Source organism: Methylocella silvestris, from assembly GCF_002891535.1.
In the GTDB taxonomy this organism is placed as follows: domain Bacteria; phylum Pseudomonadota; class Alphaproteobacteria; order Rhizobiales; family Beijerinckiaceae; genus Methylocapsa; species Methylocapsa silvestris_A.
This window is the reverse complement of the sequence record NZ_PDZR01000009.1, coordinates 72,705-96,092: the sequence shown is the minus strand read 5'-3', so window position 1 is coordinate 96,092 and position 23,388 is coordinate 72,705. Positions and strand designations below refer to the sequence as shown.

At 64.0% G+C, this 23,388-nt stretch carries 21 protein-coding genes; 10 read left to right on the top strand and 11 right to left on the bottom strand.

All coding sequences use genetic code 11. The features are described from left to right. Positions 1-85: 85 nt before the first annotated feature. The 5 genes from CR492_RS09950 to CR492_RS09930 all read left to right on the top strand — a co-directional run bounded on the left by CR492_RS09950 (position 86) and on the right by CR492_RS09930 (position 4,441). Positions 86-799, top strand: coding sequence for a TetR/AcrR family transcriptional regulator (locus CR492_RS09950; protein WP_102843593.1), 714 nt, complete (start codon positions 86-88; stop codon positions 797-799). A 146-nt stretch (positions 800-945) separates the two neighbouring features. Further along, positions 946-1,353: a GlcG/HbpS family heme-binding protein gene (locus tag CR492_RS09945; protein ID WP_102843592.1), complete on the top strand. Its 408-nt coding sequence runs from the start codon at positions 946-948 to the stop codon at positions 1,351-1,353. Between the two features lie 117 nt (positions 1,354-1,470). Beyond that, positions 1,471-1,791, top strand: coding sequence for a hypothetical protein (locus CR492_RS09940; RefSeq protein WP_245412037.1), 321 nt, complete (start codon positions 1,471-1,473; stop codon positions 1,789-1,791). Between the two features lie 98 nt (positions 1,792-1,889). After that, complete coding sequence (locus tag CR492_RS09935; RefSeq protein ID WP_102843591.1) at positions 1,890-3,419, top strand: mechanosensitive ion channel family protein; 1,530 nt, start codon at positions 1,890-1,892, stop codon at positions 3,417-3,419. 23 nt (positions 3,420-3,442) lie between these two features. Continuing rightward, positions 3,443-4,441, top strand: coding sequence for a zinc-dependent alcohol dehydrogenase family protein (locus CR492_RS09930; RefSeq protein WP_102843590.1), 999 nt, complete (start codon positions 3,443-3,445; stop codon positions 4,439-4,441). Positions 4,442-4,496: 55 nt separating this feature from the next. Here CR492_RS09930 and CR492_RS09925 read toward each other — a convergent pair whose 3' ends face one another. Continuing rightward, positions 4,497-5,153 carry a histidine phosphatase family protein gene (locus tag CR492_RS09925; protein ID WP_102843589.1) on the bottom strand — a complete coding sequence of 219 codons (657 nt, stop codon included), beginning with the start codon at positions 5,151-5,153 and terminating at the stop codon, positions 4,497-4,499. Between the two features lie 92 nt (positions 5,154-5,245). On the opposite strand from CR492_RS09925, the gene CR492_RS09920 reads away from it, so the two are divergent. Beyond that, positions 5,246-5,755, top strand: coding sequence for a hypothetical protein (locus CR492_RS09920; RefSeq protein WP_102843588.1), 510 nt, complete (start codon positions 5,246-5,248; stop codon positions 5,753-5,755). Between the two features lie 118 nt (positions 5,756-5,873). On the opposite strand, the gene CR492_RS09915 is transcribed toward CR492_RS09920, so the two are convergent. The 3 genes from CR492_RS09915 to CR492_RS09905 form a co-directional block, all read right to left on the bottom strand. After that, complete coding sequence (locus CR492_RS09915) at positions 5,874-7,376, bottom strand: efflux transporter outer membrane subunit (protein ID WP_102843632.1); 1,503 nt, start codon at positions 7,374-7,376, stop codon at positions 5,874-5,876. A gap of 106 nt (positions 7,377-7,482) precedes the next feature. Then, the gene (locus CR492_RS09910; RefSeq protein WP_102843587.1) at positions 7,483-9,060 is read right to left on the bottom strand and encodes a DHA2 family efflux MFS transporter permease subunit; all 1,578 of its coding nucleotides are present in this window, start codon (positions 9,058-9,060) and stop codon (positions 7,483-7,485) included. Beyond that, on the bottom strand, positions 9,057-10,244 hold the full coding sequence (locus CR492_RS09905; protein ID WP_102843631.1) for an HlyD family secretion protein: 1,188 nt from the start codon (positions 10,242-10,244) through the stop codon (positions 9,057-9,059). Before CR492_RS09905 ends, CR492_RS09910 begins: the two co-directional genes overlap by 4 nt. A 132-nt stretch (positions 10,245-10,376) precedes the next feature. Here CR492_RS09905 and CR492_RS09900 point away from each other — a divergent pair, with 132 nt between their 5' ends. Then, on the top strand, positions 10,377-11,036 hold the full coding sequence (locus CR492_RS09900; RefSeq protein ID WP_102843586.1) for a TetR/AcrR family transcriptional regulator: 660 nt from the start codon (positions 10,377-10,379) through the stop codon (positions 11,034-11,036). Here CR492_RS09900 and CR492_RS09895 read toward each other — a convergent pair. The 4 genes from CR492_RS09895 to CR492_RS09880 are packed head-to-tail and all read right to left on the bottom strand — an operon-like array spanning position 11,031 to position 15,633. Next, a complete protein-coding gene (locus CR492_RS09895) occupies positions 11,031-11,705 on the bottom strand; it encodes a LutC/YkgG family protein (protein ID WP_102843585.1) in 675 nt (224 codons plus the stop codon). The two genes, CR492_RS09900 and CR492_RS09895, sit on opposite strands and share 6 nt — an antisense overlap. After that, entirely contained in the window at positions 11,702-13,132 is a 1,431-nt protein-coding gene (locus CR492_RS09890; protein WP_102843584.1) for a lactate utilization protein B, read from the bottom strand. The genes CR492_RS09895 and CR492_RS09890 overlap by 4 nt, the downstream gene beginning before the upstream one ends. Next, positions 13,132-13,878 (bottom strand): (Fe-S)-binding protein, encoded by a 747-nt coding sequence (locus tag CR492_RS09885; RefSeq protein ID WP_102843583.1) that lies wholly within the window; start codon positions 13,876-13,878, stop codon positions 13,132-13,134. The genes CR492_RS09890 and CR492_RS09885 overlap by 1 nt, the downstream gene beginning before the upstream one ends. A gap of 3 nt (positions 13,879-13,881) precedes the next feature. Continuing rightward, positions 13,882-15,633: an L-lactate permease gene (locus CR492_RS09880; RefSeq protein WP_102843582.1), complete on the bottom strand. Its 1,752-nt coding sequence runs from the start codon at positions 15,631-15,633 to the stop codon at positions 13,882-13,884. A gap of 448 nt (positions 15,634-16,081) precedes the next feature. Here CR492_RS09880 and CR492_RS09875 point away from each other — a divergent pair, with 448 nt between their 5' ends. From CR492_RS09875 to CR492_RS21495, 3 genes are all read left to right on the top strand, one after another. Continuing rightward, on the top strand, positions 16,082-17,905 hold the full coding sequence (locus CR492_RS09875; protein WP_102843581.1) for an assimilatory sulfite reductase (NADPH) flavoprotein subunit: 1,824 nt from the start codon (positions 16,082-16,084) through the stop codon (positions 17,903-17,905). A gap of 10 nt (positions 17,906-17,915) precedes the next feature. Beyond that, positions 17,916-19,688, top strand: a complete 1,773-nt coding sequence (cysI, locus tag CR492_RS09870; protein WP_102843630.1) for an assimilatory sulfite reductase (NADPH) hemoprotein subunit — start codon at positions 17,916-17,918, stop codon at positions 19,686-19,688. Between the two features lie 351 nt (positions 19,689-20,039). Then, on the top strand, positions 20,040-20,249 hold the full coding sequence (locus CR492_RS21495) for a GCG_CRPN prefix-to-repeats domain-containing protein (protein ID WP_102843580.1): 210 nt from the start codon (positions 20,040-20,042) through the stop codon (positions 20,247-20,249). Positions 20,250-20,373: 124 nt separating this feature from the next. Here CR492_RS21495 and CR492_RS09855 read toward each other — a convergent pair whose 3' ends face one another. The 3 genes from CR492_RS09855 to epsC are packed head-to-tail and all read right to left on the bottom strand — an operon-like array spanning position 20,374 to position 23,327. Further along, positions 20,374-21,342, bottom strand: coding sequence for a magnesium and cobalt transport protein CorA (locus CR492_RS09855; RefSeq protein ID WP_102843579.1), 969 nt, complete (start codon positions 21,340-21,342; stop codon positions 20,374-20,376). A gap of 49 nt (positions 21,343-21,391) precedes the next feature. Then, complete coding sequence (locus tag CR492_RS09850; protein WP_102843578.1) at positions 21,392-22,345, bottom strand: AEC family transporter; 954 nt, start codon at positions 22,343-22,345, stop codon at positions 21,392-21,394. A gap of 37 nt (positions 22,346-22,382) precedes the next feature. Further along, positions 22,383-23,327, bottom strand: coding sequence for a serine O-acetyltransferase EpsC (epsC, locus tag CR492_RS09845; RefSeq protein WP_102843577.1), 945 nt, complete (start codon positions 23,325-23,327; stop codon positions 22,383-22,385). Positions 23,328-23,388 lie beyond the last annotated feature (61 nt).

Here is a 23,388-nt window from a genome sequence, read left to right as displayed (position 1 = left end):
TCTAATCTCCGAAACTTCGGGTCTTGACGTATTGTATTGTACAGTACATATCAAGTGGCCAGCGCTTTTTGTCACATGCTTGTGAATGACAGACGAGATAAATAACTTCGAGCCTTCCGAGCCCGCGCCAAGCAAGCGCCTTGCCGCGCGCCGGCGGGCCTTCCTTGAGGCGGCGCGCGTCGTGTTCGAGGATAAGGGCTTCGCCGCCGCGACGATCGACGAGGTGATCGCCCTGTCGGGCGGGTCGCGTCAGACTCTTTATACGCTTTTCGGCGACAAGCAGGGCCTGTTCGAGGCGCTCGTCACGGGAACCTGCCAATCGATTTTTCTTGGCATGACTCCGGAGAAACTGGCGCCGCAGGAGCCGGAGGCGGCTTTGACCGAAATTGGCGCCCGCTATCTTGGCATTATTACCTCTCCCGCGGCGTTGAGCCTCAATCGTCTCATGGTCGCCGAGGCGCCCCGCATTCCTGACATCGCCGAGCGCTACTGGACGCTCGGCCCCGGACGCAGCCGCGCCTTCCTCGCCGAATTTTTCAGGCGCCAGGCAAGCGCCGGCAAGCTTACGATCGACGATGCTGAAACGGCAGCCGACCATTTCCTCGAGATGCTGTCCGGCACGATCCGATTCAAATGCCTGATCGGCGTGCGCAAACCGCCGGACGCCGCCGAAATCGAGGCGATTGTCGCCAGGGCGGTCCGCCAATTTCTTGAAGGCGCCGAGCCGCGCCGCCCATTCGCCGCGCCAGCGGTACGCCAGCCTTGCGCCGCGCCGGGCGACCGGACCGGGAACGACTGAGGCAGAATCGTCCCGCGGCGAGAAACCCGCGCCCGGCTTGAGTTCTTTTCGCTGGCGGCCTTGTGGAGGCGTTGCGGCCCGCGTTAGAACGGTCGCGCCTACGCAAAACGTCGGATGGCGCCGCGATGCTTCGGAGACGACCCTGAATGTTCGTAAAAAAATCTCTCTCTCTTGCCGACGCCAAGGCGATCGCGGCGGCCGCCGAAGCCGAAGCGGTCAAGAACGCCTGGAACGTCACCATCTCCGTGGTCGATGACGGCGGTCATCTTCTGGTCCTGCAGCGCCTTGACGACGCGCCGACGGGCTCCGTCACGGTGTCGCAGGAGAAGGCGCGGACGGCGTTCCTCTTCAAGCGCACCACCAAAAGCCTTGAGGAGGCGGTCGTCGGCGGCCGCGCCGTGATGCTGACGCTGCCCGGCGCGACGCCGATCGAAGGCGGCCTGCCGCTGATCCATGACGGACGCGTCGTCGGCGCCATTGGCGTTTCCGGCGTTCAATCCTCGCAAGACGCGATCATCGCTCAGGCCGGCGTCGACGTCGCCGCCAGATTGTAGGACGGCGGCCGGCGAAACACGCGGCCTCCAGTTTGACAAGGCTGCTGCGATCATTCACCAAAATTTGCGCCCGCCGGTCCGGCGGAGCGTCAATCCCATGCAGCGATCGGAGATACCATGGTTAAGGCGCAAAGCAGGTCTGTCGAACTGGGCAGGGCGCCGCGGGCGGTCGGGACTTCGGGGTCCGCGTCGGCGCGGGCATTTTTCGCCGTCGCGCTGCTCTCTCTGTGGGCAGGCGCGGCGCTTGCGCAAGGGTTCGAGGGAACGGCCGAAGAGCGGGAGGCCTGCACGCCCGACGCGTTGTCCATTTGTTCTTCGGCAATCCCCGATCCGACGCGGGTCAAGGAATGCCTGATCCAGCACGTCAGCGAGCTTAGCCCCGGCTGCAAGGATGTGTTCGAGCAAAGAGGCAAGGCGGAGAGCGAGCGGGCGCGTTAGGCCGCTCGCAAGCGGACCCGGCAGGGTTCGCCAGGAGAAATTACGATTTAACACGGGGCCAGCGATATTTTCGAGTTGTGGCGCGGGAGCCGCCTGCAATGAACATGGCGCAGATGCAGCCGGCGCAGCTCTTCTCTCTCGCCGCCGAGCATTCCGATATCGCTGTCATGGCGGGCGCCCTTAGTCTTGGCTGCGTTTCTCTCGCGATCCTCGCCCTCCGACGGGACGCCATGTGGCGGCTCACTGGCCGGCTCGGCTCCTTTGTCGCCTTGACGGCTGCGCTCGCCAGTCAAGGCATTCAGCCCTATCAGCCGCGCCATGACGCCGGGCAAAGCTCCGCGCATCAGATCGGGCTCTATTTCATCGAAGTTTTGTGGTGGATCGCGCTCGCGCGCAGCCTTGTCGGCATCGTCGACGCCTTTGTCATTTTCGAACGCAAGCCGCAGGAAAGCCGGCTGTTTCAGCAGCTGATCGCCGGGCTGATCTATCTCGGCGTCGCCTTCGCCATTGTCGGCCAGGTCTTCGAGGTTCCGGTCGGGGCGCTGTTTGCGACCTCCGGCGCCGTCGCCATCATCGCCGGCCTCGCGCTCCAAAGCACGCTTGCCGATGTTTTCTCAGGGGTCGCGATCAGCCTCGGCCGGTCTTACCGCATCGGCGACTGGATCGTCGTCGATAGCGCCGTCGAGGGACGCATCGTCGAGACCAATTGGCAGAACGTGCATCTTTTGACGTCGACTCATGATCTGGCGATCATCCCGAACAGCGTCATCGCCAAGGCGAGGCTGCTCAACCAGAGCTGGCCCGATTCGGCGCGCGACGCGCGGGTGCTGGTGCGGCTGAGGCCGGCCCACTCCCCCGCTGCCATAGTCGAACTGGGGCTTGAGGCGATGGCCAGTTGCAATCTGATCCTCCATGATCCGCCGCCGACCGCCACCGTCAAATCGCTCAACGGATCGGCGATCGAGGTTGAGCTGAAATGCAGGGTGCATGACCGCACCCTCATCGACAGCGCCACAAATGAGGTTTTCGACCGTTTCTATCGCCACGCCGTCGCAGCCGGCCTCAGCTTTGCGCCCGACGCCGGCGATTCCTACGCGCCGGACATCGAATTTGAGACGCCTGCGGCCGCTGCCGGCAGGATCACGATGCGCCTGCCCTTGTTCGGCTCCCTCGCGAAAGAGGACAGGGCTGCGCTGGCGGAGAAAATGAAGCGCAAGGAATATGAGGCGAATGAGGTCGTCATCGGGCCGGGCGAGCTGGCGCAATCCCTCGGCATCGTGCAGGCTGGCGCGCTTGCGCTCTATCACGCGCGCGACGATCGCGAGCTGACGCGGCTGGCGCCCGGCGATTATTTCGGCGAGGGCGGCCTGCTGCTCGGCGAGCCGCAGCAGAATGCGTTGCGCGCCGTCACCCGCGCCGTCGTCTATGAGATTGGCGCTGCAGACCTTGCCCCTATGCTGCGTTCGCGGCCCGGACTGTCGCATCAGCTCGGCGAGGCGTTGGCGCAGCGGCGGGCGATGGAGCAGAAAAACGACGCGGACGTCAAACACCACACCGGTCACACGGCAAAGCGTTTCGCCGATCGGATCATGGAGCTGTTCCAGCTCGATCTGACCTCTGCGCGCTGACGGCTGATGGGAGACAGGCGACGATGCTAGCCATGATCTTTGAAGGCAGCGGCAGGCCGCTCGTCCTGCGCGAGGTGGCGACCCCTGCGCCGGGCGCGGGGGAAGTGCTGATCAAGGTGCAAGCCTGCGCGGTCTGCCGCACCGACCTCCATGTCATCGACGGCGAGCTGCCGCGCCCAAAGTTGCCGCTGATTATCGGGCATGAGATCGCGGGCGTGGTGACGCAGCTCGGCGCAGGGGTCAGCCGCTTCAAACCCGGCGACAGGGTCGGCGTTCCCTGGCTCGGATGGACTTGCGGAACGTGCAAATTCTGCCGTTCCGGGCGCGAAAATCTCTGCGATCAGGCGCGCTTCACCGGATACGACATCGACGGCGGCTATGCGCAATTTACGTGCGCCGATGAGCGTTTCGCCTTCCGCCTGCCGGATGACTATACGGACGTTGACGCGGCGCCGCTGCTCTGCGCCGGGCTGATCGGCTACCGGACGCTGCGCCTCGCCGGCGAAGGTCGCCGGCTCGGACTCTATGGCTTTGGCGCCGCTGCTCATATCGTCGCGCAGGTGGCGCGGCATTCGGGCTGGGCGATTTACGCTTTCACCCGGTCGGGCGACGCGGCGGCGCAGGAATTTGCAAAAAAATGCGGCGCGGTCTGGGCGGGCGGCTCAGACGAGTTGCCGCCGCACAAGCTCGACGCCGCGCTGATATTTGCGCCCGTCGGCGCGCTGGTTCCAGCCGCCCTCAAAGCGGTGGACAAGGGCGGAACGGTGGTCTGCGGCGGCATCCATATGAGCGATATCCCGAGCTTTCCCTATGCCGATCTGTGGGAGGAGCGGATAATACGCTCGGTCGCCAATCTCACCCGGCGCGACGCCGAGGAGTTTCTGGCGCTCGCCCCCAAAATACCGGTGCGGACGGTGACGACGATCTATCCGCTGGAGCGGGCCAATGAGGCGCTCGACGATTTGCGCAAGGGACGCCTATCGGGCGCCGCCGTGCTGACGCCGCCGGAGAGCGAGGTTTGAGAGTGAGCGTCATCGCGCTTCTTCTGTCGCGGCGGGCGCGCAAATAAGTCCGTGGCTAGGCGCCGGCTCCCCCCGCTGCATCCAGAATTTCGTCGAGCGACCCGTCGAGATGGGCTACGTCGCCCCAACTCTGCACGGCCCACTGACCGTCGCGCCGTTCGATCCAGTTGAGGGCGGCGTTGAGCAACGTAAAATCGCGTTTTTGCCGCAAATCCTGACCGGACGCCAGCCGGCGCGCCATATCAAGCACGCCGCCATGGGCGACGATCAGGATCGTGTTGCCGCCAAGCTCATCGGCGAGATGATTGAGCGCGCCGCCGACGCGCCGCGAAAAGGCGCAGAGGCTCTCTCCGTCGCCGGGCAGCGGCGCCTCGGGATCGCGGGCGGCAAAACGCGCATAATCGGCCGGAAAAAGCGCTTGCGCCTCTGCATGCGTCAGGCCCTGAAACGCGCCGAAAAACCGCTCGCGCAGCGCGGGAGTGGTCTCGACCGGCAGGCCGAGGGCCTTCCCCATCGGGACCGCCGTGTCATAGGCGCGTTCGAGATCGCTGCTGAAGATCGCGTCAAAACGGCAGGCGGCGAGCCGCGTGGCCGCGGCCTTAGCCTGCGCGCGGCCGCTGGCGTTGAGCCCGATATCGAGTTGCCCCTGGAGACGCCCCTCGGCATTCCAGTCGGTCTCGCCATGGCGCACGAGGCAAAATCGGGTCGTCATAAGCCTCATCTGGCAAGCATTGCGCCAATGGACGATTTGATCTGAACCGGGTTCAGCCTCGGCCGTTCATGATAGAGTAACGCTTGTTAGTCATGCCGCCAACGCTCAAGCCAGCGGGGTTGTTCATGTTCGATTTTCTGTTGAGAGGCGCCGAATTACGCTTCGACCTGTCCGAACCCTTGCCATTGCGCGATCTGGTCACAGGGCTGCGATCCGGCGGCATTGAAGCCAGCGCAATCCTTGACCGGCTCGATCCTGACCTTGCCGATGAAATTCACGCCGTCGCCGTGCATCGCGGCGTCACGACCGAAAGCTACCTTGCCAGTGCGCTGGTCAATTTTGCGCTCGAAGCCGCTGACGAAGCCTGGCGGCGGCTGGGCGAGCGCGCCGCCTCGGCGGGCGCCGATCAGGAGGCGGCGGCCTTCGGCGCGCTGTTGTCCGAAGCGCTTCGCCGCACGCTGACGCGCGACGCGCGCATTTGTTCCGGCGCCGGCGCCGGGCAGGGCGGCGAAAAAAGGCCGGCGCGTCGCGACGCTGCTTTCGTAAGGCTTCTCATGGTGATCTGGCGCGAGGCGCCGGGGGTTTTGGCGCAGCCGGCTTGACGTTGCGAGAGCGCTTTCCGATTACATGAAAACATGTGATCTATAGGAAACCGCTTTACATGAACAAGTTGGAGATTTTCCCTCTCGTCCAGATGATTCCATCTGAACGGGACGTACTCTACAGCGGCGCGAACGCGGCCTCGATGGGCGGCGGCGGCTCGGTCGGGAAGGTCGTCTGCCAGCCGCCGCCGAGCGCCTTGTAGAGCTGGATCAGGCTGATCGACACATTCGTCGTGCTCTGCGCCTGCTGTTGCATTGCCTGCAGCACCGTGCGCTGCGCGTCGAGCACGGTGAGAAAATCGGCGACGCCATTGTTGTAGCGCGTGCGTGAGATCGCGAGCGCCTGACTGGCGTGATCCACCTGCGCCTTGAGGCTGTCGCGGCGGCGCTGCTCGGCGCTGTAGGCGTTCAGCGCATTGACGATCTCGTGCCAGGCGGAAAGCACCGTCTTGTGGTAGGCGATCGCCGCTTCCTGCTGCTGTTGCGATCTGAGGTCGAGGGTCGATTTCAGCCGGCCGGCTTCAAAAATCGGCAGCGAGACGCTCGGCCCGAACTGATATTGCAGCGAGCTTCCTTTCCACAGATTTTTGGCGTCGAGCGCGTTCAGCACGAGATTGCCGTTCAGCTTCACGCTCGGATAGAAATCGGCGACGGCGACGCCGATATCGGCGGTCGTCGCATGCAGCTGCGCCTCCGCGGCGCGGATGTCCGGCCGGCGGCGCGCGAGTTCGGAGGGAACGCCGAGGGGCGGGCGCGGCGGGGCCGGAATGCGGCTTTTCGCCTGCATCAACTCGCCCTTGAGCGAGCCCGGCTGCTCGTCGAGGATCAGGCTGATCGCATTGGCGTTGACGTCGACGTCGTTTTGCAGCGCCGGCAGCTGAGCCTTGATGCTGTCGACCAGAGCCGCCGCATTCTGCACATCGAGGTCGCTGGTCAATCCTTTGGCGGCTCTGGTGCGCGTCAGCTCCAGAATATCGCTCGCGCTTTTCAGATTCTCGTTCAAAATCGCGATCTGCGCCTGCGCGCCCCGCAGCGTTACATAATCACGCGCGAGTTCAGCCAGCGTCGAGACGAGAATATCGCGGCGTTGATATTCCGAGGCCTCCAGCGAAGCGTCTGCGGATTCGACCTGCCGTCTGACGCGGCCCCAGATGTCGAGCTCCCACGACGCGTCGAAGCCGGTTTGCCAGACGCTGATCGGCGGCGCGTTGATGTTGGGACCGGCGAGACTCAATATGCCGTTCTTGCTATAGAGCTCGCGCTGGTAGGACGCCTGGCCGTTGATCGAGGGGAAGGCGGCCGACGCGACGACGCCGCGCTGCGCCCGGCTTTCGCCGAGCCGGACGGTCGCGGAGGCGATATCGAGATTGGCGCCGGCGACCCGCTCGGCAAGGGACGTCAGCGTTTTGTCGTGAAAGGTCCGCCACCAGTCGGCGCCGGAACCCTGCTCGCTCAAACGGGGCGGCTCCGGCTCCGCGCGCGGCTCCGGTTTGCCAAGGAAAGACGTGCGCGGCAGCAACGGATCGGGCGCCGTGAAATCCGGTCCGACCGAATAACAGCCGCCTATCGTGAGGCACGCCAGCATAGCCGCAGCAAGGCCTGTGGCTTTTCTCGTCGTCATGAACATTCCGGCGCGTTGCAAAGGCAGGAGGAATTGCGCCAGTCTAGGGCGTAAAGATGGCGCAAATTATTGTCGCTGTGATGAGGCGGTATAACGGAAGTCATCGTCAATGCGCCGCGCCGGCGGCGCTGCCCGCAGCCTTCTTGCCGGTGAGGAAGAAGCAGAACGGCACGATGCAGAAGGCGACGATTCCGGTATAAAGAAACACATCGGAGTAGGCGAGGATCTGCGCCTGTGTGCGGAACGACTGATAGACCATCCCGACTGCGATATCGTGCGCGGCGTCCTTTGCGTGGCCCATCGCGATCAGGGATTGCTGATAGGTCGCGATCAGCGCGTTGAAGGGTTCGTGAAAGGGGTTCGCCCATTTCGACAGCTGCGCCTGGTGAACCTGCCCGCGCTCGGTGATCATCGCGGTTGCGAGCGCGATGCCGATCGAGCCGAAAACGTTGCGGAACATCGAGAACAGGGCGGTTGCGTCGCCGTTGAGGCGGCGCGGCAGCGTGATATAGGCGATGGTCGAGATCGGCACGAACAGAAAGGCGAGGCCCATCGTCTGTGTGGCGCGCATGATGACGAGCGTTTCGAAATCGATCGTCGGCGTCAGCCGCGACGAATAGAAGAACGCCGAACCCATGATGAAGAATCCGGCCGCGATGATGAAGCGCGTTTGCACGAAACGCATCAGCAGGCCAATGATCGGAATGAGCACGATGATCGCCAGGCCGCCGGGGGACAGGATATATCCCGCCCAGGTCGCCGTGTAATGAATCACCGACTGCGCAAATTGCGGAATCACGACCGCCCCGGCGTAAAGCACGCCGCCGACGGCGGAGATGCAGACGCAGCCCATCGCGAAATTCCGGTCCTTGAAGACGTCGAGATTGACGATGGGGTTCTTGGCGGTCTTCAGCCAGATGATTCCGCCAACAATGCCGATGAAGGCGAGGACGGCCATGAACTGGATGAAGCCTGATCCGAACCAGTCGTCATCCTCGCCGCGATCCAGCATGACCTGAAGCGCGCCAAGGCCGAGAATGATGAAGCCGAGGCCGACAAAATCGATGCGCTTGCTTTTCAGCTTTTGCAGCCAGGGTGGATCCTCGACCAAAATCGACACAAAGAAAATGGCGATGATTCCAACCGGAATATTCGCGAAGAAGATCCAGCGCCAGTTGTAGGTGTCCGTGATGACGCCGCCGAGCGTTGGCCCCAGCACCGGAGCGACGATGGTCGCGACCGCCGTGACGCCGAAGGCCGCGCCGCGCTTTTCCGGCGGGAAGGTGTCGAGGATGATCGCCTGTTGGCTCGGCTGCAGGCCGCCGCCGAAAAACCCCTGCAGCAGGCGGAAGAACACAAGCTGCGGCAGGCTGTCGGCGATGCCGCACAGGAAGGAGCACACCGTGAACATGCCGATGCAGATCAGAAAATAGCGTTTGCGGCCGATCACCGACGAGAGCCAGCCGGAGATCGTCAGTACGATGGCGTTGGCGACGAGATAGGAGGTCAGCGCCCAGGTCGCCTCGTCATTGCTCGACGAGAGGCTGCCGGCGATGTGCGGCAGCGCGACATTGACGATTGTCGTGTCGAGAATTTCCATGAAGGCCGCGAGCGTGACCACGACGGCGATCGCCCAGGGATTGCCCGAAGGCCGCCACCCGGCATGCGCGTCCGCCGCTGTCATTTCAGCCGCACCGTTGGCACGGCGGAGATGCCGAGGGGCAGCGGCAGGGCCGGATCGAGCCCGCTGTCGATGACGATCTTGACCGGCACGCGCTGCACGATCTTGACGAAATTGCCGGTCGCGTTCTCGGGCGGAAAAGCGGTGAACTTCGATCCCGTTCCAAGCTGGATGCTGTCGACGTGGCCTTTCAGCTTCAGCTGCGGATAGGCGTCGACCTCGATATCGACCTCCTGCCCGGGGCGGATGCGCTCGAGCTGGGTCTCTTTGAAGTTCGCGGTCACCCAGACGTCCGGCGAGACGATCGAGAAGATCGACTGGCCCGGCGTGACATAGCTGCCAACTTCGACGTTTCGCTTGGTGATCCAGCCGTCCTGCGGCGCCCGCACGACCGTCCATTCGAGATTGAGATTGGCTTGATCCAGCTGCGCCTGCGCCTGCTCGACCTGGCCAGTCAGCCGGCCGACGTCGGCGTTGGCCTGGCCGATGCGTTGGGGAACGGGCGTCGCCGCATCGAGCTGCGCCTGCGACAGCAACACTTGCGCCTGGGCCTGCCGCAGCGCCGCCGTCGCCGCATCGACCTCTTGCTGCGTGGTCGCCTGTTTCGGCAAGCTTTTCTGACGCTGATAGTCGGCATCGGCCTTCGCCGCCGCCGCCTGCGCCGAGGCGAGCTGCGCCTGCGCCTGTTCAAGTTGCGCCGGGAAGTTTTTCCGCGCGATTTCGACGCCGAGCTTTAAACCCTCGAGCTGGGCGCGCGCGACATCAAGCGCTCCCTTCGCGGAATCGCGGTCCTGCAGATAGCGGCGCGGATCGATATGGACCAGCGCATCACCCTTGCGCACGAATTGATTGTCGGTGATGTCGAGCGAGACGACGAGGCCGGAGACCTGCGGCGCGATCGTCACCGCGCGACCATCGGTGAAGGCGTCGTCGGTCGACTGAATGTCGCGCGTCGTGAAGTAAAGATAGCCGCCGCCGGCTCCGAGCGCGGCAAGGATCAGAAGGCCGATGCGCAGCAGGGAGCGTTTTTTCTTCGGCGGCGCGGGGGGCTCTTGCGAAGTTTCCTCGGCTTCAACGCCGGGCTCCGGCGCCTCCTGCGGTCTGGCCTCGTCCTCGCGCGGCCCCGCGGGCTCCTGCGGCTTTTCCGCCGTTTCGCCGAGGTCGTCGTGGTCAGCGCGTTGATCCATGGTCATAGCCGCCGTGGTAATGCGGGAGTTGGAGCGGCGGCTTGCGCAAAGTCTGCGAAAAGCGCATAAGGAAGCCGAACCGATTGGTACGGTTACTGCCAAACAAACCTTGAGTCAATTCGCACCGGCTCCATGCAGCAAAAGCCCGTCAGGCCCCGCCCCACCGACGCCCAATGCGCGCGCGCCCAGGTCAAAATTGTGCCGCGCGGGGAGAAAAGGCGCGACGAAATCGCGGCCGTCGCAGAGGCGGTTTTCCTTGACGCCGGCTATGCCGACACGACGATGCAGATCATTGCGGCGCGGGCGGGGGCCTCAAAGGAGACGCTTTACCGCCATTTTGGCTGCAAGGCGGATCTGTTCGCCGAAGTGGTGCGGCGGCGCTCGGCGCTGGTCGCCGGCGCGGAGGATAATTTGCGCGGAGCCCCTCAGCAGGCGCTTTTGCGTTTTTCGCTCAATTTCCTTGAGTTCCTGACACGCCCCGATTCCGTGTGTCTTTATCGCGTCGTCGTCGCCGAGGCGCCGCGCGAGCCAGAACTCGGCCGCATCTTTTTCGATCAGGGTCCGGGCCGGCTGTTGCTGCGGCTCGCCGCCTATATGAAAAGCGCGGCGGAAGCGGGCGAACTCAGCTGCGCTGATCCGACTCTGGCGGCCCGCCTGTTTCTTGGCTCCGTCATTTCCTACTATCAGCTCTCGGTGCTGACGGGCGGCCGCGCGTTCGGCAAGGATGACATTCTGGCTCACGCCCAAGGCGCGGTGAGCCTTTTCATGGCGCGCTATGGATCTAAATCATGATGATTTCGGTTCGGACAGCCCCGGATCGACGATGATTCCATGCAGGAAAGCCGGGCCATGGGCACCGCGAACGAGCCGTCCCTCGATGTCGGAGGTACCGCTGGCGCCCGTGATGAAATTGACGTTGCGCGGCGGCGCCGCGCCGGCCTCGGCGATCGCGTAGTCCTCAAGATGGCCGAGGATGCGGTCGGCTTCGATGATGCACAGATGATGCATCGGTAGGTAAGACAGCAGCACGGGGGAGGCTGGCCCCGAATGAAATACGAAGGTCCCGGTCTCTGCGATCGCCCAGCGCGCTTTGGCGACGGCGATCGCTTCGTCGCCGCTGATCGCAGCATGAAGCTCAAAGCCGTTCCAATCAAGCGCGGCGAGGGCGGGGTCTGGCTGCAGCGCGAGGGCGAGGCCCAGCCCATGCGTTTTGCAATAGCGGGCGACGGCGGCGGGCGCGTCTTCAATCCGGGCGATCCGGTCGACGCTTGCCCCGACGACCTTGACCGAGGTCAGGCGGGCGGCGAAAGCCTCGACGAGATCGGCGTGCGGCAACTCCGGCCGGCTCTGCGCCGATTCCGCGGCGAGCGCCGTCGACTCCGCTGAAATTGCGCCGGGCGGCTTTGCCGGCGCGCCGAGGCTCTGCCGGATCGCCGTCAAAATATCGTCGCGGACGCTCACTGCTCCCGCTTTCGATCTTGCGCGTCGAACTCTTGCCAGAAGGTGCGGGCCGCGGGTTTCGGGAAGTCGCGGTAGCGCGTCCAGCCCGAGGCCAGCGGCAGATTGGAAATCCAGCCGCCGCGTCCGAGCAGACGCAGCGCCTTGACGGCGAGGCCGGTTCCGAAGCGGTAAAGGGAGGGACGGCTGGCGGCGAACGCCCAGAGGCCGAGGAAACGGCGCTGGACCTGTGGCTCCAGCCCCTGCGCCCAGCTTTTCTCGCGCCAGCCGCGCAGCATGGTCGGCAGCGGAATGTCAACCGGGCAGACCTCCTGGCAGCGGCCGTTCAGCGTGCAGGCGCTGGGCAGATCGCGCGAGGCCTTGAGCCCATCGAAGACCGGCGTCATCGCCGCGCCCATCGGCCCCGGATAGACGCCGCCATAGGCGTGGCCGCCGATCTCGTTGAAGACCACGCAATGATTCATGCAGGCGCCGCAGCGCAGGCAGCGCAGCATCTCCTTGATGCCCTCGCGGATCATCCGCGTGCGGCCGTTGTCGACGAGCACGATATGGAATTCGTCCGGACCGTCGCGGTCGCCTTGCTGCTTCGGACCGCAGTGAAAAGTCGTGTATTGCGTGATGTCGGAGCCGGTCGCCGACCGCACCAGCAGCCGCAGCAGCACGAAGGCGTGCGAGAGGCCAGGCACGAGCTTCTCAATCCCTGCGGTGACGATATGGACGCGCGGGATCGTCGTCGTCAGCTCGGCGTTGCCTTCATTGGTGACGGTGCAGACGGCGCCAGAGTCGGCGATCAGGAAATTCGCGCCGCTGATGCCGATATCGGCGCCAAGGAAGCTCGGCCGCAGTTCGCGCCGCGCGCTGGCGACCATCGCGCCGACGTCGTCGCTGTTCGGCGGCGTATGGTGATGTTCGCGGAAAAGCGCTGCAATATCCTCGCGCTTGTGATGCAGCGCCGGCCAGATGATGTGCGAGGGCCGGTCATGCGCCAGTTGCACGATATGTTCGGCAAGATCCGTCTCGACGCGGTTCAGCCCCGCGTCGTCGAGAGCGTGCGGCAGGCCAATTTCCTCGCCCAGCATGGATTTGGAGCGGGTGACGGTGTGGCCCTTGGTCTTGCGGCAGATGTCGATGACGATGTCGCAGGCCTCGCTCGCGGTGGCGGCATAGTGGACCTTCGCTCCGGAGGCGGCAGCGTTGCGTTCGAATTCGACGAGATAGTGATCGAGGTTTTCGATCACATGATCCTTGATCCGCCGGCCGAGATCGCGCGCCGGCGCAAAGCCTGGCCAGTCGGCGACGGCGGCCTCGCGTTTCTGCCGCGCGGTCCGCGTCGTGCGGTCGATGGCGATCTTGAGGTCGGGGTTGGCGAGAGCCGCGGCGACGCGCTGCTTGAACGAGGCGGCCGGGGCATCGTCGAGAGCGGCCGGCATCAGGGCTCCTCGCCGATCGCCGGCCCATCGCCCATTCCGGCGATGATTTCGGCGAGATGGAAGGCGCGGACGCGCGAGCCGCGGCGATGCAGCTTCCCGGCCATGTTCATGAGGCAGCCGAGATCGCCGCCGAGCAGCAGATCGGCGTTGGTCGATTCGATGTTGCGCGCCTTTTCGTCGACGATGGCGTTCGAGATCGCCGGATATTTGACGCAGAAGGTGCCGCCGAAACCGCAGCAGGATTGCACGTCGGGGAGCGGGACGACGCTCAATCCCTTGATATTGGCCATCAGCGCGCGCGGCTGCGGTTCGACCTTCAGTTCGCGCAGGCCAGAGCAGCTGTCGTGATAGGTGGCGACGGCGGCGAGTGTGACGCCTTGCGGACGGTAATGAACGACGTCGACGAGGAAGCTGAGCAGTTCATAAGCGCGCCCTGCGAAATTTTCGGCGCGCTCGCGCCACGTAGGATCATCGGCAAATAATTCGGGGTAGTGTTTCAGCATCCCGACGCAGGAGCCGGATGGCGCGACGACATAGTCGAAGCCTTCAAAGGACTCGATCACGCTCCTCGCAAGCTTGCGCGCGTCGGCGCTGTCGCCGGAGTTGAAGGCGGGCTGCCCGCAGCAGGTCTGCGCGCGCGGCGTCTCGACCTCGCAGCCGGCCTGCCGCAGCAGGGTCAGCGCGGCGAAGGCGGTGCGCGGTCGAAACAGATCGGCGAGACAGGTGACGAACAGCCCGACCTTCATGGCTTAGTGAATCACCATCTGGGTGAATGGATAGACATAGGCCTGCAGCATCACGAGGAGGCCGATCAGACAGGCGAGCACGATCGAATGCGGAAACACGAAGCGCAGGATCGAGCCCTCGTGACCGAACCAGTTGGTCGCCGTCGAGGCGACCACGATCGATTGCGCGTCGATCATCTTGCCCATCACGCCGCCTGAGGAGTTGGTCGCCGCCATCAGGATCGGCGAGAGGCCGAGCTGTTGCGCGCTGACTTTCTGCAAGCCGCCGAACAACACGTTCGAGGCCGTATCGGATCCGGTCAGCGCGACGCCGAGCCAGCCGAGGAGCGCGCCGAAGAACGGATAGAGAAAGCCGGTATTGGCGAACATCAGGCCAAGCGTGGCGTCGACCCCTGAAAACTTGGTCAGCGTGCCGAGCGCCAGCATGGCCGCGATGGTGATGAGGGAATTGCGCACGACGACCAGCGTGCGCGCATAGGATTTAATCAGCTGCCACGGGGAGTAGCCCATCACGAAGCCGCTGACGATCGCCGCAAGGAAGATCGCGGTGCCGGTCATGGTCAGAATATTGAAGCCGTAAACCGCATGTTCGATCGTCTCCTTCGGCACGACGGGCGGCACCTTGGCGATGAGATCGTGCAGTCCGGTAATTTCGAATTTCGGCAGGAACAGCGCATTGACCGGAGCCTTGAAGGATTCCGTGCCCCAGACGAAGACGAACAGGCAAAGGATGATCCAGGGCGTCCAGGCCTTGATGACGACGCTGCGGTCGTCAACCGGCGCCTTGGACAGGTCGCCTGGCGCGAATTTCGATCCGCTCGCGAGCGCGAGGTCGCTTTCGCCGCCATGAGCGAGAATCGTCGGCGGGGCTTCGGGCGCCGATAGGACGGACTGCGCCGCGCTGTGATCGACCCGCCCGACCAGCGATGGATTGGTCCAGATCTCGGCCGGGCGCCAGAATTTCAGAAACAACGCGAGGCTACCCATGGAGACCAGCGCCGCGATGATGTCGACGAGCCAGGGGCCGTGGAAATTGGACACGAGGAACTGCGGCACGGCGAAGGTGACGCCAGCGATCAGCACCGCCGGCCAGATCTGCAAGGCTCCCTTCCACCCGGCGAATACGACAATCAGCCAGAAGGGGACGATCACCGAAAAGAACGGTAATTGACGGCCGACCATGGCGCCGAGCGCGACAGGATCGAGCCCCGTCACCTGACCCAGCACCACGATCGGCGTGCCGAGCGCGCCATAGGCCACCGGGGCGGTATTGGCGATCAGCGACAGGCCCGAGGCGGCGAGCGGCGAGAATCCAAGTCCGATCAGGATCGCGCCAGTGACGGCGACCGGGGTGCCAAAGCCCGCCGCGCCCTCGAAGAAAGCGCCGAAGCAGAAGGCGACCAGCAGCAGCTGCAGCCGGCGGTCGGCGGTGATGCCGGCAATTGATCTCTGCAAAACCGCGAAAGAGCCGTTCTCGACTGTCAGCCGATGCAGGAAAATGACGTTGAGAACGATCCAGCCGATCGGGAAAAGACCGGTCAGAGCCCCGAGGAAGGTCGCCCGCGCGGCCATTCCCGCCGGCATGGTGAAGGCGAACACTGCGACGCAGAAGGCGACCGCCAAGGCGATTATGGCCGCGATATGGGCCTTGGTCTTGGTGAAGGCGATGAGGCCGAGCAATGTGACGATCGGCAGACAGGCGACAAGGGTCGAAATAACGCTATTGCCGAACGGATCGTAAACTTGGCGCCACATTGAGCATCTCCCCCCGAAAACAGTCAGCGCACGGGCGCCGGATTTTTCTTGACGCAGTCCGATTTCCGTCCTGCCGCGGTCCTGGCGACGCGCGCTCCACCGCGGTGCCGGCAAAGGCGCGCGCAAAGGGCTTTAGCTGCTGCGTTTCAATGCAATGCTTTGAAGCTGCTCGGGTTTCCGCTGAACGCGCGCGATGAATTAGGCAGAAGGTTATAGAACGCCAACCGGCTTGACAAGCGCTCTGGCGGCGCCTCCAAAGCCGAATTGCGCGTCTCCGGCCACGCCGGCGAGGCGGCGCTTTTGCCGCCGATTGGAAAGCGCGCCGCATTGGGCCATTGTGGGCAGGACGAGCCGCTTGCAGCGAACGGCCTCCTTCGGTAGAACTGCAGAATAAATCCGCAAATTACGAGCTATAACAGAATGATAATGTTAAATTGGAGCGCGTCCGTTGCAGCGCGTTGACCCCTCGCAGCTGCCCGGCCCCGCGCTCAGCGCCGAGCAATGGCGGCAGGTCAATGAGCTGTCGGCGACGCTGAACGCGCGTCAGGCCTTATGGCTCAGCGGCTATTTCGCGGGACTTGAGGCGGCTTTGGCGCAAGCCGGCCCTGCCCTGGCCGCGCCGCCGCTCGCTGTCGCTCCTGCCGCCGCGACGGCGCGCACACTCACCATTCTCTATGGCTCGGAGACCGGCAACAGCGCCGCGCTGGCAAAAGTCGCCGCCGCCGAGGCCAAGGCGCTGGGGCTCGAGGCAAGCGTTGTCGATATGGGCGATTATAAGCCGCGGCGCCTCAAGGAGGAGCAGGATGTGCTCCTGATCGCCAGCACCTATGGCGAGGGCGATCCGCCGCAGCCGGCGGTCGGCTTCTTCGAATTTGTCGAAGGGCGCAAGGCGCCTTCGCTGGCGGGCCTTCGCTTCGGCGTGCTGGCGCTCGGTGATTCTACCTATGAAAAATACTGCGAGGCGGGCAAGCGGCTTGACCGGCGCTTCGAGGAGCTCGGCGCGACGCGACTTCTGCCGCGCGCCGATTGCGACGTCGATTATGACGAGGCCGCCAGCGCCTGGACCAAAGAGGCCCTGGCGCTGCTTGCCGCGGACATAGGCGGTCCGTTCGCCCCCGGCGCCGCGCCGCTCGCCGCCTCGCCGCAGCAAGCCATCCATGACAAGCGCAATCCCTTCCTCGCGCGCATTCTCGACAATCTCGTGCTGACCGGCCGCGGCTCCAGCAAGGAGACGCGCCACATTGAAATCTCGCTCGAAGGCTCCGGCGTCACCTTCGAGCCGGGCGACGCGCTCGGCGTCATGGCGCGCAACAACCCTTCCGTCGTCGACCGCGTGCTGGAGGCGCTCGGCCTCGACGGCGCGGCGGCCGTGAAGGTCAAGGATCGCGAGGCGCGGCTCGCGCTGGCGCTCGAGGAGCATTTCGAGATCACGACGGCGACGCCTCGTTTCCTCGAACATTGGGCGGGGCTTTCCGGCGCTGATGATCTCGAGCGGCTGCTCGGGCCCGAGCGCGCAGAAGAGCGCGCCGCCTTTCTGCGCGATCATCATGTCATCGACCTGATCCGGGCATTTCCGGCGTCCGAGGTCACGCCTCAATCCTTCGTCGCGGGGCTGCGTCCGCTGCAGCCGCGGCTCTATTCGATCGCATCGAGCCTTGCCGCCAATCCGGACGAGGCGCATCTGACCGTCTCCACCGTGCGCTATATGCTTCACGGCGAGGAGCGCTGCGGCGTGGCCTCGGGCTTTTTCGCAAAGCTTGCTGCCCCCGACACGCGCGCGCCGGTCTATGTACAGTCCAATCCGCATTTCCGCCTGCCGGCCGATGACGTTCCGATCATCATGGTAGGCGCCGGCACGGGCGTTGCACCCTATCGCGCCTTCATGCAGGAGCGCGAGGCGCGCGGCGCGTCGGGGCGGTCCTGGCTGTTCTTCGGCGAGCGCAATTTTGTTTCGGACTTCCTTTATCAGGCCGAATGGCAGGCTTATCTCAAGGCCAAGGCGCTCACGCGGATGGAGGTCGCCTTCTCGCGCGATCGCTGGGGCAAGGCCTATGTGCAGCACAGGATGCTGGAGCAGGGACGGGACATCTTCGGCTGGCTCGAAGAGGGCGCCCATTTCTATGTGTGCGGCGATGCGGCGCGGCTTGCGCCCGATGTTCATGAAGCGCTGATCGCGATCATCGAGACCCATGGGTCGCGCTCCCGCGAAGCCGCCGAGGACTATGTGCGCGTCCTCCAGGATGGGCGCCGCTATCAGCGCGACGTGTATTGAGGATTTTGAGATGACCAACACTCTCGCCGGCCCAGACCGCAGCCGCGACCTCTCGCAGCCGCTCGAAAATCTCGGTCCCGATGAGGCGATGAAGGTCCGCAGCGACCAGCTGCGCGGCACGATCAATGAGGGGCTGCTCGACGCCATCACCGGCGCCGTGTCCGGCGAGGACAACGCCAAGCTGATGAAGTTCCACGGCGTCTATGTGCAGGACGACCGGGACCTGCGCGATGAGCGCCGCCGCCAGAAGCTGGAGCCGGCCTATTCCTTCCTGATCCGCCTGCGCCTGCCGGGCGGGGTCGCCACTGCCGCGCAATGGCTGAAGCTCGACGAATTGGCGCGCGCTTATGGCAATTCCTCGCTGCGCGTGACGACGCGGCAGACGTTCCAGTTTCATTGGGTTTTGAAGAACGATCTGAAGGCGACCATTCAGGGGCTGCACGAGGTGTTGATCGACACTATCGCCGCCTGCGGAGACGTCGTGCGCGGCGTCATGGCTTCGGTCAATCCGAACCTCTCCAGCCTTCACGCCGAGGTTTTCGACGATGCGCGGCGCGTCAGCGACCATGCGATGCCGAATATGCGCGCCTATCATGAGATCTGGTATGGCGAGGAGCGCGTTGCGAGTTCCGAGCCCGAGGAGCCGTTTCTCGGCAAGCAATATCTGCCGCGCAAATTCAAGATCGGCCTTGTCATCCCCCCCTATAATGACATTGACGTCTACACGCAGGATCTCGGCTTCATCGCGATCACCGAGGATGGCCGCCTGACGGGCTACAACATTACAATTGGCGGCGGCATGGGCCGCACCGATCAGGCGCCGGAAACCTATCCGCGCCTTGGCGATGTGATCGGCTTCATCCCCAAGGAGCAGATTCTGGCCGCGACCGACGCTGTTGTGGGAACGCAGCGCGATTTCGGCGACCGCAAGACCCGCGCGCATGCCCGCTTCAAATATACCATCGACACGCATGGGCTCGACTTCATCAAGGGCGAGATCGAGCGCCGCCTCGGTTTTGCGCTGGAGCCGGCAAAACCGTTCGAATTCGTCTCAAACGGCGATTCCTATGGCTGGGCCAAAGGCGAGGACGGCCGCTATCATTACACGCTGTTTGTCGAGAACGGCCGCATCGTCAATCGGGAGGGGCTGGCTCTGCTCGACGGGCTGCGGGCGATCGCCGCCGTGCATCAGGGTTCGTTCCGGATGACGGCGAACCAGAATGTCGTCATCGCGGATATTCCGGCCAAGCAAAAGCCGAAGATCGCCGCGCTGCTGAAGCAGTTCGGCCTCGATCAGCGCAACGACCAGAGCCTGCTCCGGCTCAACTCGATGGCCTGCGTCGCGCTGCCGACCTGCGGCCTCGCCATGGCCGAAAGCGAACGCTACCTGCCGACGCTGGTCACAAAGATTGAGACCATCTTGGCGGAGAAGGGTCTCGAGAAAGAGCCGATCACGATCCGCATGACCGGCTGCCCGAATGGCTGCGCGAGGCCCTATGTGGCGGAGATCGCGCTGACGGGCCGCGCGCCGGGCAAATACAATCTCTATTTCGGCGGCGGCTTTCATGGCCAGCGTCTCAACAAGATGTATCTCGAAAATGTAGGCGAGGACGCGATTTTGGGCGCCGTCGACGAGATCGCCGGAAACTACGCGCGCGATCGCGCGCCCGGCGAGCATTTCGGCGACTACACCATCCGCGCCGGCTATGTGAAGGAAGTCCGCGCGGGCCGGGAATTCAATGATGTTGAGCTGCCGTTGCGCTTTTCGGCGACGGATATTTAGAGGTGGTTTTTGTGGTGTAGAGGCTGACGCAAGCCTGCTACCGAGACTGCCTCCGCATGAGCAGTGGTCCCCTATCATAACGTGCGCAGGCTTGAGACAATTTTGGCTCAGATCCGCCCCGCCTTGCGGCATCGATAACAAAGATAAAAACAGGTCGAGAAAACGCCGAGCGCGGCGAAATAGCCGTACTGCCATTCGAGCTCCGGCATATGCGTTGTCGCTGACATGCACGCGCGATCGTTGAATCGATCATCTACGGCACGCTTTCGTCAGCCTAGGCACAAAGCGCGCACTCAACTATCATCTCAGAAGCGCGGCTCGCCAATTGTCGCGTATTTTAAGGGGGTATTTATGAAAGCGCTCAAGACTGCGATGCTCGGCGTTATCATCCTTTCCACTAATTTGTCGCCGGCGTTTGCTTTAGGCGGCTGTGGTCCAAACGGCCATCGCAATGGGTGGGGCCAGTGCGTCTGGGGCGGTCAAAATCAGGATTGGTGCCTGAGACGAACGGGCCATACCGCCGTTCGCATGCCTAATGGAAACTTGCGCTGCTTCAGGTGATCGCATCTGACGTCTGCGACAGCCGGCTAACTGGCTGCCGGAGCAAGCCGGCAGGCATGGCGCAAGCCCTGTCTGAGGTCGCGGCCCTATATTGCTACTCTCGCATCAAAATTTCCACCTGCCGTCAAATCCACCCCGCCTTGCGGAATCGATAGAACAGATAAAAACAGGTCGAGAAAATCACGCCGAGCGCGGCGAAATAGCCGTACTGCCATTCGAGCTCCGGCATGTTCTTGAAATTCATGCCGTAGATGCCGGCGATCGCGGTGGGCACGGCGAGTATCGCCGCCCAGCCGGTGAGGCGGCGGCCGATCGCGCCCTGGCGCGAGGATTCCAGCAGAAGCCCTGCTTCGAAGGCGAAGCCCAGCATCTCGCGCAGGGAATTGATCTGCTCGAGCGCCCTGTTCACATGGTCGCCGATGTCGCGGAAATAGGGCCGGAAATCGCTGTCGATGCCGGGTATATCGGCGTGCTCCAGCCGTCGGCACACCTCGACCGCGGGCGCGGCGACGAGATGCAGCTTTTGGAGTTCGCGCCGCAGCTCATAGATCCGCGCCACCCGCGTCTCGTCCAGCGGCTCCAGCACATGATCCTCGAGCGCCGCGACCTCGGCGGCGAGCTTTTCGACGACGATCAGATAATTGTCGACGATGAAATCGACGATGGCGTAGACGACATAATCCTCGCCATGGCTTAGCTGCTTCGGCGTCGCCTCGGCGCATTGACGCACGCGCGTATAGGACGCCGAGGCGCCGTGCCGCACCGAGATGACATAGCCCTTGCCGACGAAAATCTCGGTCTCGCCCAGCGCAATATGGCCGTCGATCAGAAAGGCGGTGCGCAGCACCAGAAAGCTGGTGTCGCCATAGACCTCGACCTTCGGTCTTTGATGCGCGTTCAAGGCGTCTTCCAGCGCCAGTTCATGCAGGCCGAACTGTTTTTGCAGCGCGCGCAGCTCATGCTCGCTCGGGGCTTCAATGCCGATCCAGACGAAATGGCCGGGCCGGTTCGCCCATTCGCCGCTTTCCGCGATGGAAATATCGGCCACCTTGCGGCCGGCGCTATAGGCCGTCGCCGCGATCACCTTGCCCATTGGCGCTGCTCCTGGAGGCGGTTCGGCAGGCGCTAACGCTACTCGCGATCTAGCGTCCCGCAAAGCCGAGATAGAGGGAAATGGTGACAGCCGAGAGCGCCGTCGAGATCAAGATGACCTTCGAGGTCAGGCTCGCCTCGCGCCTGTAATATTCTGCAAGCATGAACGAGCCGGTGCCGGTTGGCAGCGCGGCCATGACCACCGCCGTTTTCGCCGCGACCGGCTCCAGCGCGAAAACCTTTTCCACGAGAAGGAAGGCAATCAAAGGCTGGACGAAAAGTTTGAGGCCGATCAGAAACGCGGCCGCGCCGGCCTCCCGCCATGGCCGCGCCTCCTCGGCGCGGTCGCGGCCGCTGGCGAAGAACAGCCCGAGCGCGACCAGAGCGCAGGGAGAAGCGGCGGAGCCGAGCAGTTTGAAAAAGACTTCGGCCTGATCGGGGATCTTGAACCCCAGCGCATTGATGAGCGCGCCAGCGGCGGGCGCCGCCACCAGCGGATTGCGCAGCAGCGACTTCGCCACCTTGAAAATCAGCGGGGCGATGCGCTTTTCCGCCTGCAGCCCAATCTCGATCAGCACGATCGCGCCGCCGAACAGAACGCAGGCGGTGAAGATCGTCGCGATCACGGCCCCCGTCTGGCTCGCCGGGCCGAGGGCAATGAGGCACAGCGGAATGCCGATATAGCCGGTGTTGCCATAGGCGGCGTTGAGCCCGTCGACGCCGGCGTCGGCGAGCGGGCGTCCAGCTTTGAGGCGGGCGGCGACGGCAAGCGCGAAAACGAAGCCAGAACTCAGGCCAAACGCGGCGATAAAGCCCGGCTGCCAGATCGACGTAAAGCTCGCATGCGCCATGATGTCGAACAACAGCGCCGGCAGCGCGAGAAAGACGACGAAGCGGTTCAGCTCGCGCGAAGCGCCGGGGCCAAGGATGTCCCAGCGCCGGACGGCGACGCCGGCAAGGATCAGGGCGAAGATCGGAATGACGGCTCCGAAAGCGCTCAGCATCAAAGCGCCTCAGCGGTGATGGACGCCGTCGGGACGCTCAGATCCCGCCGCCGTCGTGAAAATCCTCGCTGCGAACCTGCGCCTGCGAGATCGTGCTGCCCGGCGGCACGCTGCGGGTCAGCCAGACATTGCCGCCGATCGAGGAGCCGGCGCCGATGGTGACGCGGCCGAGAATGGTCGCCCCCGCATAGACGACGACGTCGTCCTCGACGATCGGATGGCGCGCGCCGCCCTTCAGCAGCGCGCCATGCTCGTCGGTCGCGAAGCGCTTCGCCCCGAGCGTGACAGCCTGATAGAGTCGCACGCGCTTGCCGATGATCGTCGTCTCGCCGATGACGACGCCGGTGCCATGATCGATGAAGAAGCTTTCGCCGATCTCAGCGCCAGGATGAATGTCGATGCCGGTCGTCGAATGGGCGATCTCGGCGATCATGCGGGCGAGCAGCGGCGCGCCGAGCTTGTAGAGAACATGGGCGATGCGGTGATGGATGATCGCGGTGACGCCCGGATAGCAGATCAGAACCTCGTCGATGCTGCGCGCCGCCGGATCGCCGTCGAAGGCCGCGCGGATGTCGGAGTCAAGCAGCGCGCGGATCCTGGGCAATTCCTTGGCGAGCGCGCCGACGACGGGCGCCGAGAGGTCATTTTCCGGGGCGATAATGACGCCGCGGGCGCAGGTGAACTCGAACTCGAGCCGGACCTGCTGCAACAGCTCGTTGAGGGTCAGGTCGAGCGTATGTCCGACGAAAAAGTCGACGCCTTCATCGCTGATTTCACAAAGGCCGAGGCGGTTCGGAAACAAAGCCGCGCTGAAACCGTCCATGATCTTGACCAGCGCCTTGCGCGCGGGAAGCTTCACCGGCCCCTCGCGCAGCTCGTGGTCCTTGACGCGCAGCTCGCGCAATTCGGCGGTTATGGCCTTGATATTCCAATGCGGGCTGGCGCTACGCAAAGCGCTCGCCTTTCTCGATACGGGACTCATGCTGCGACCTTTCCGATCCGCGGCGGGATTTGAGGGCTATCTACCCAAACAAGCTCGCGGT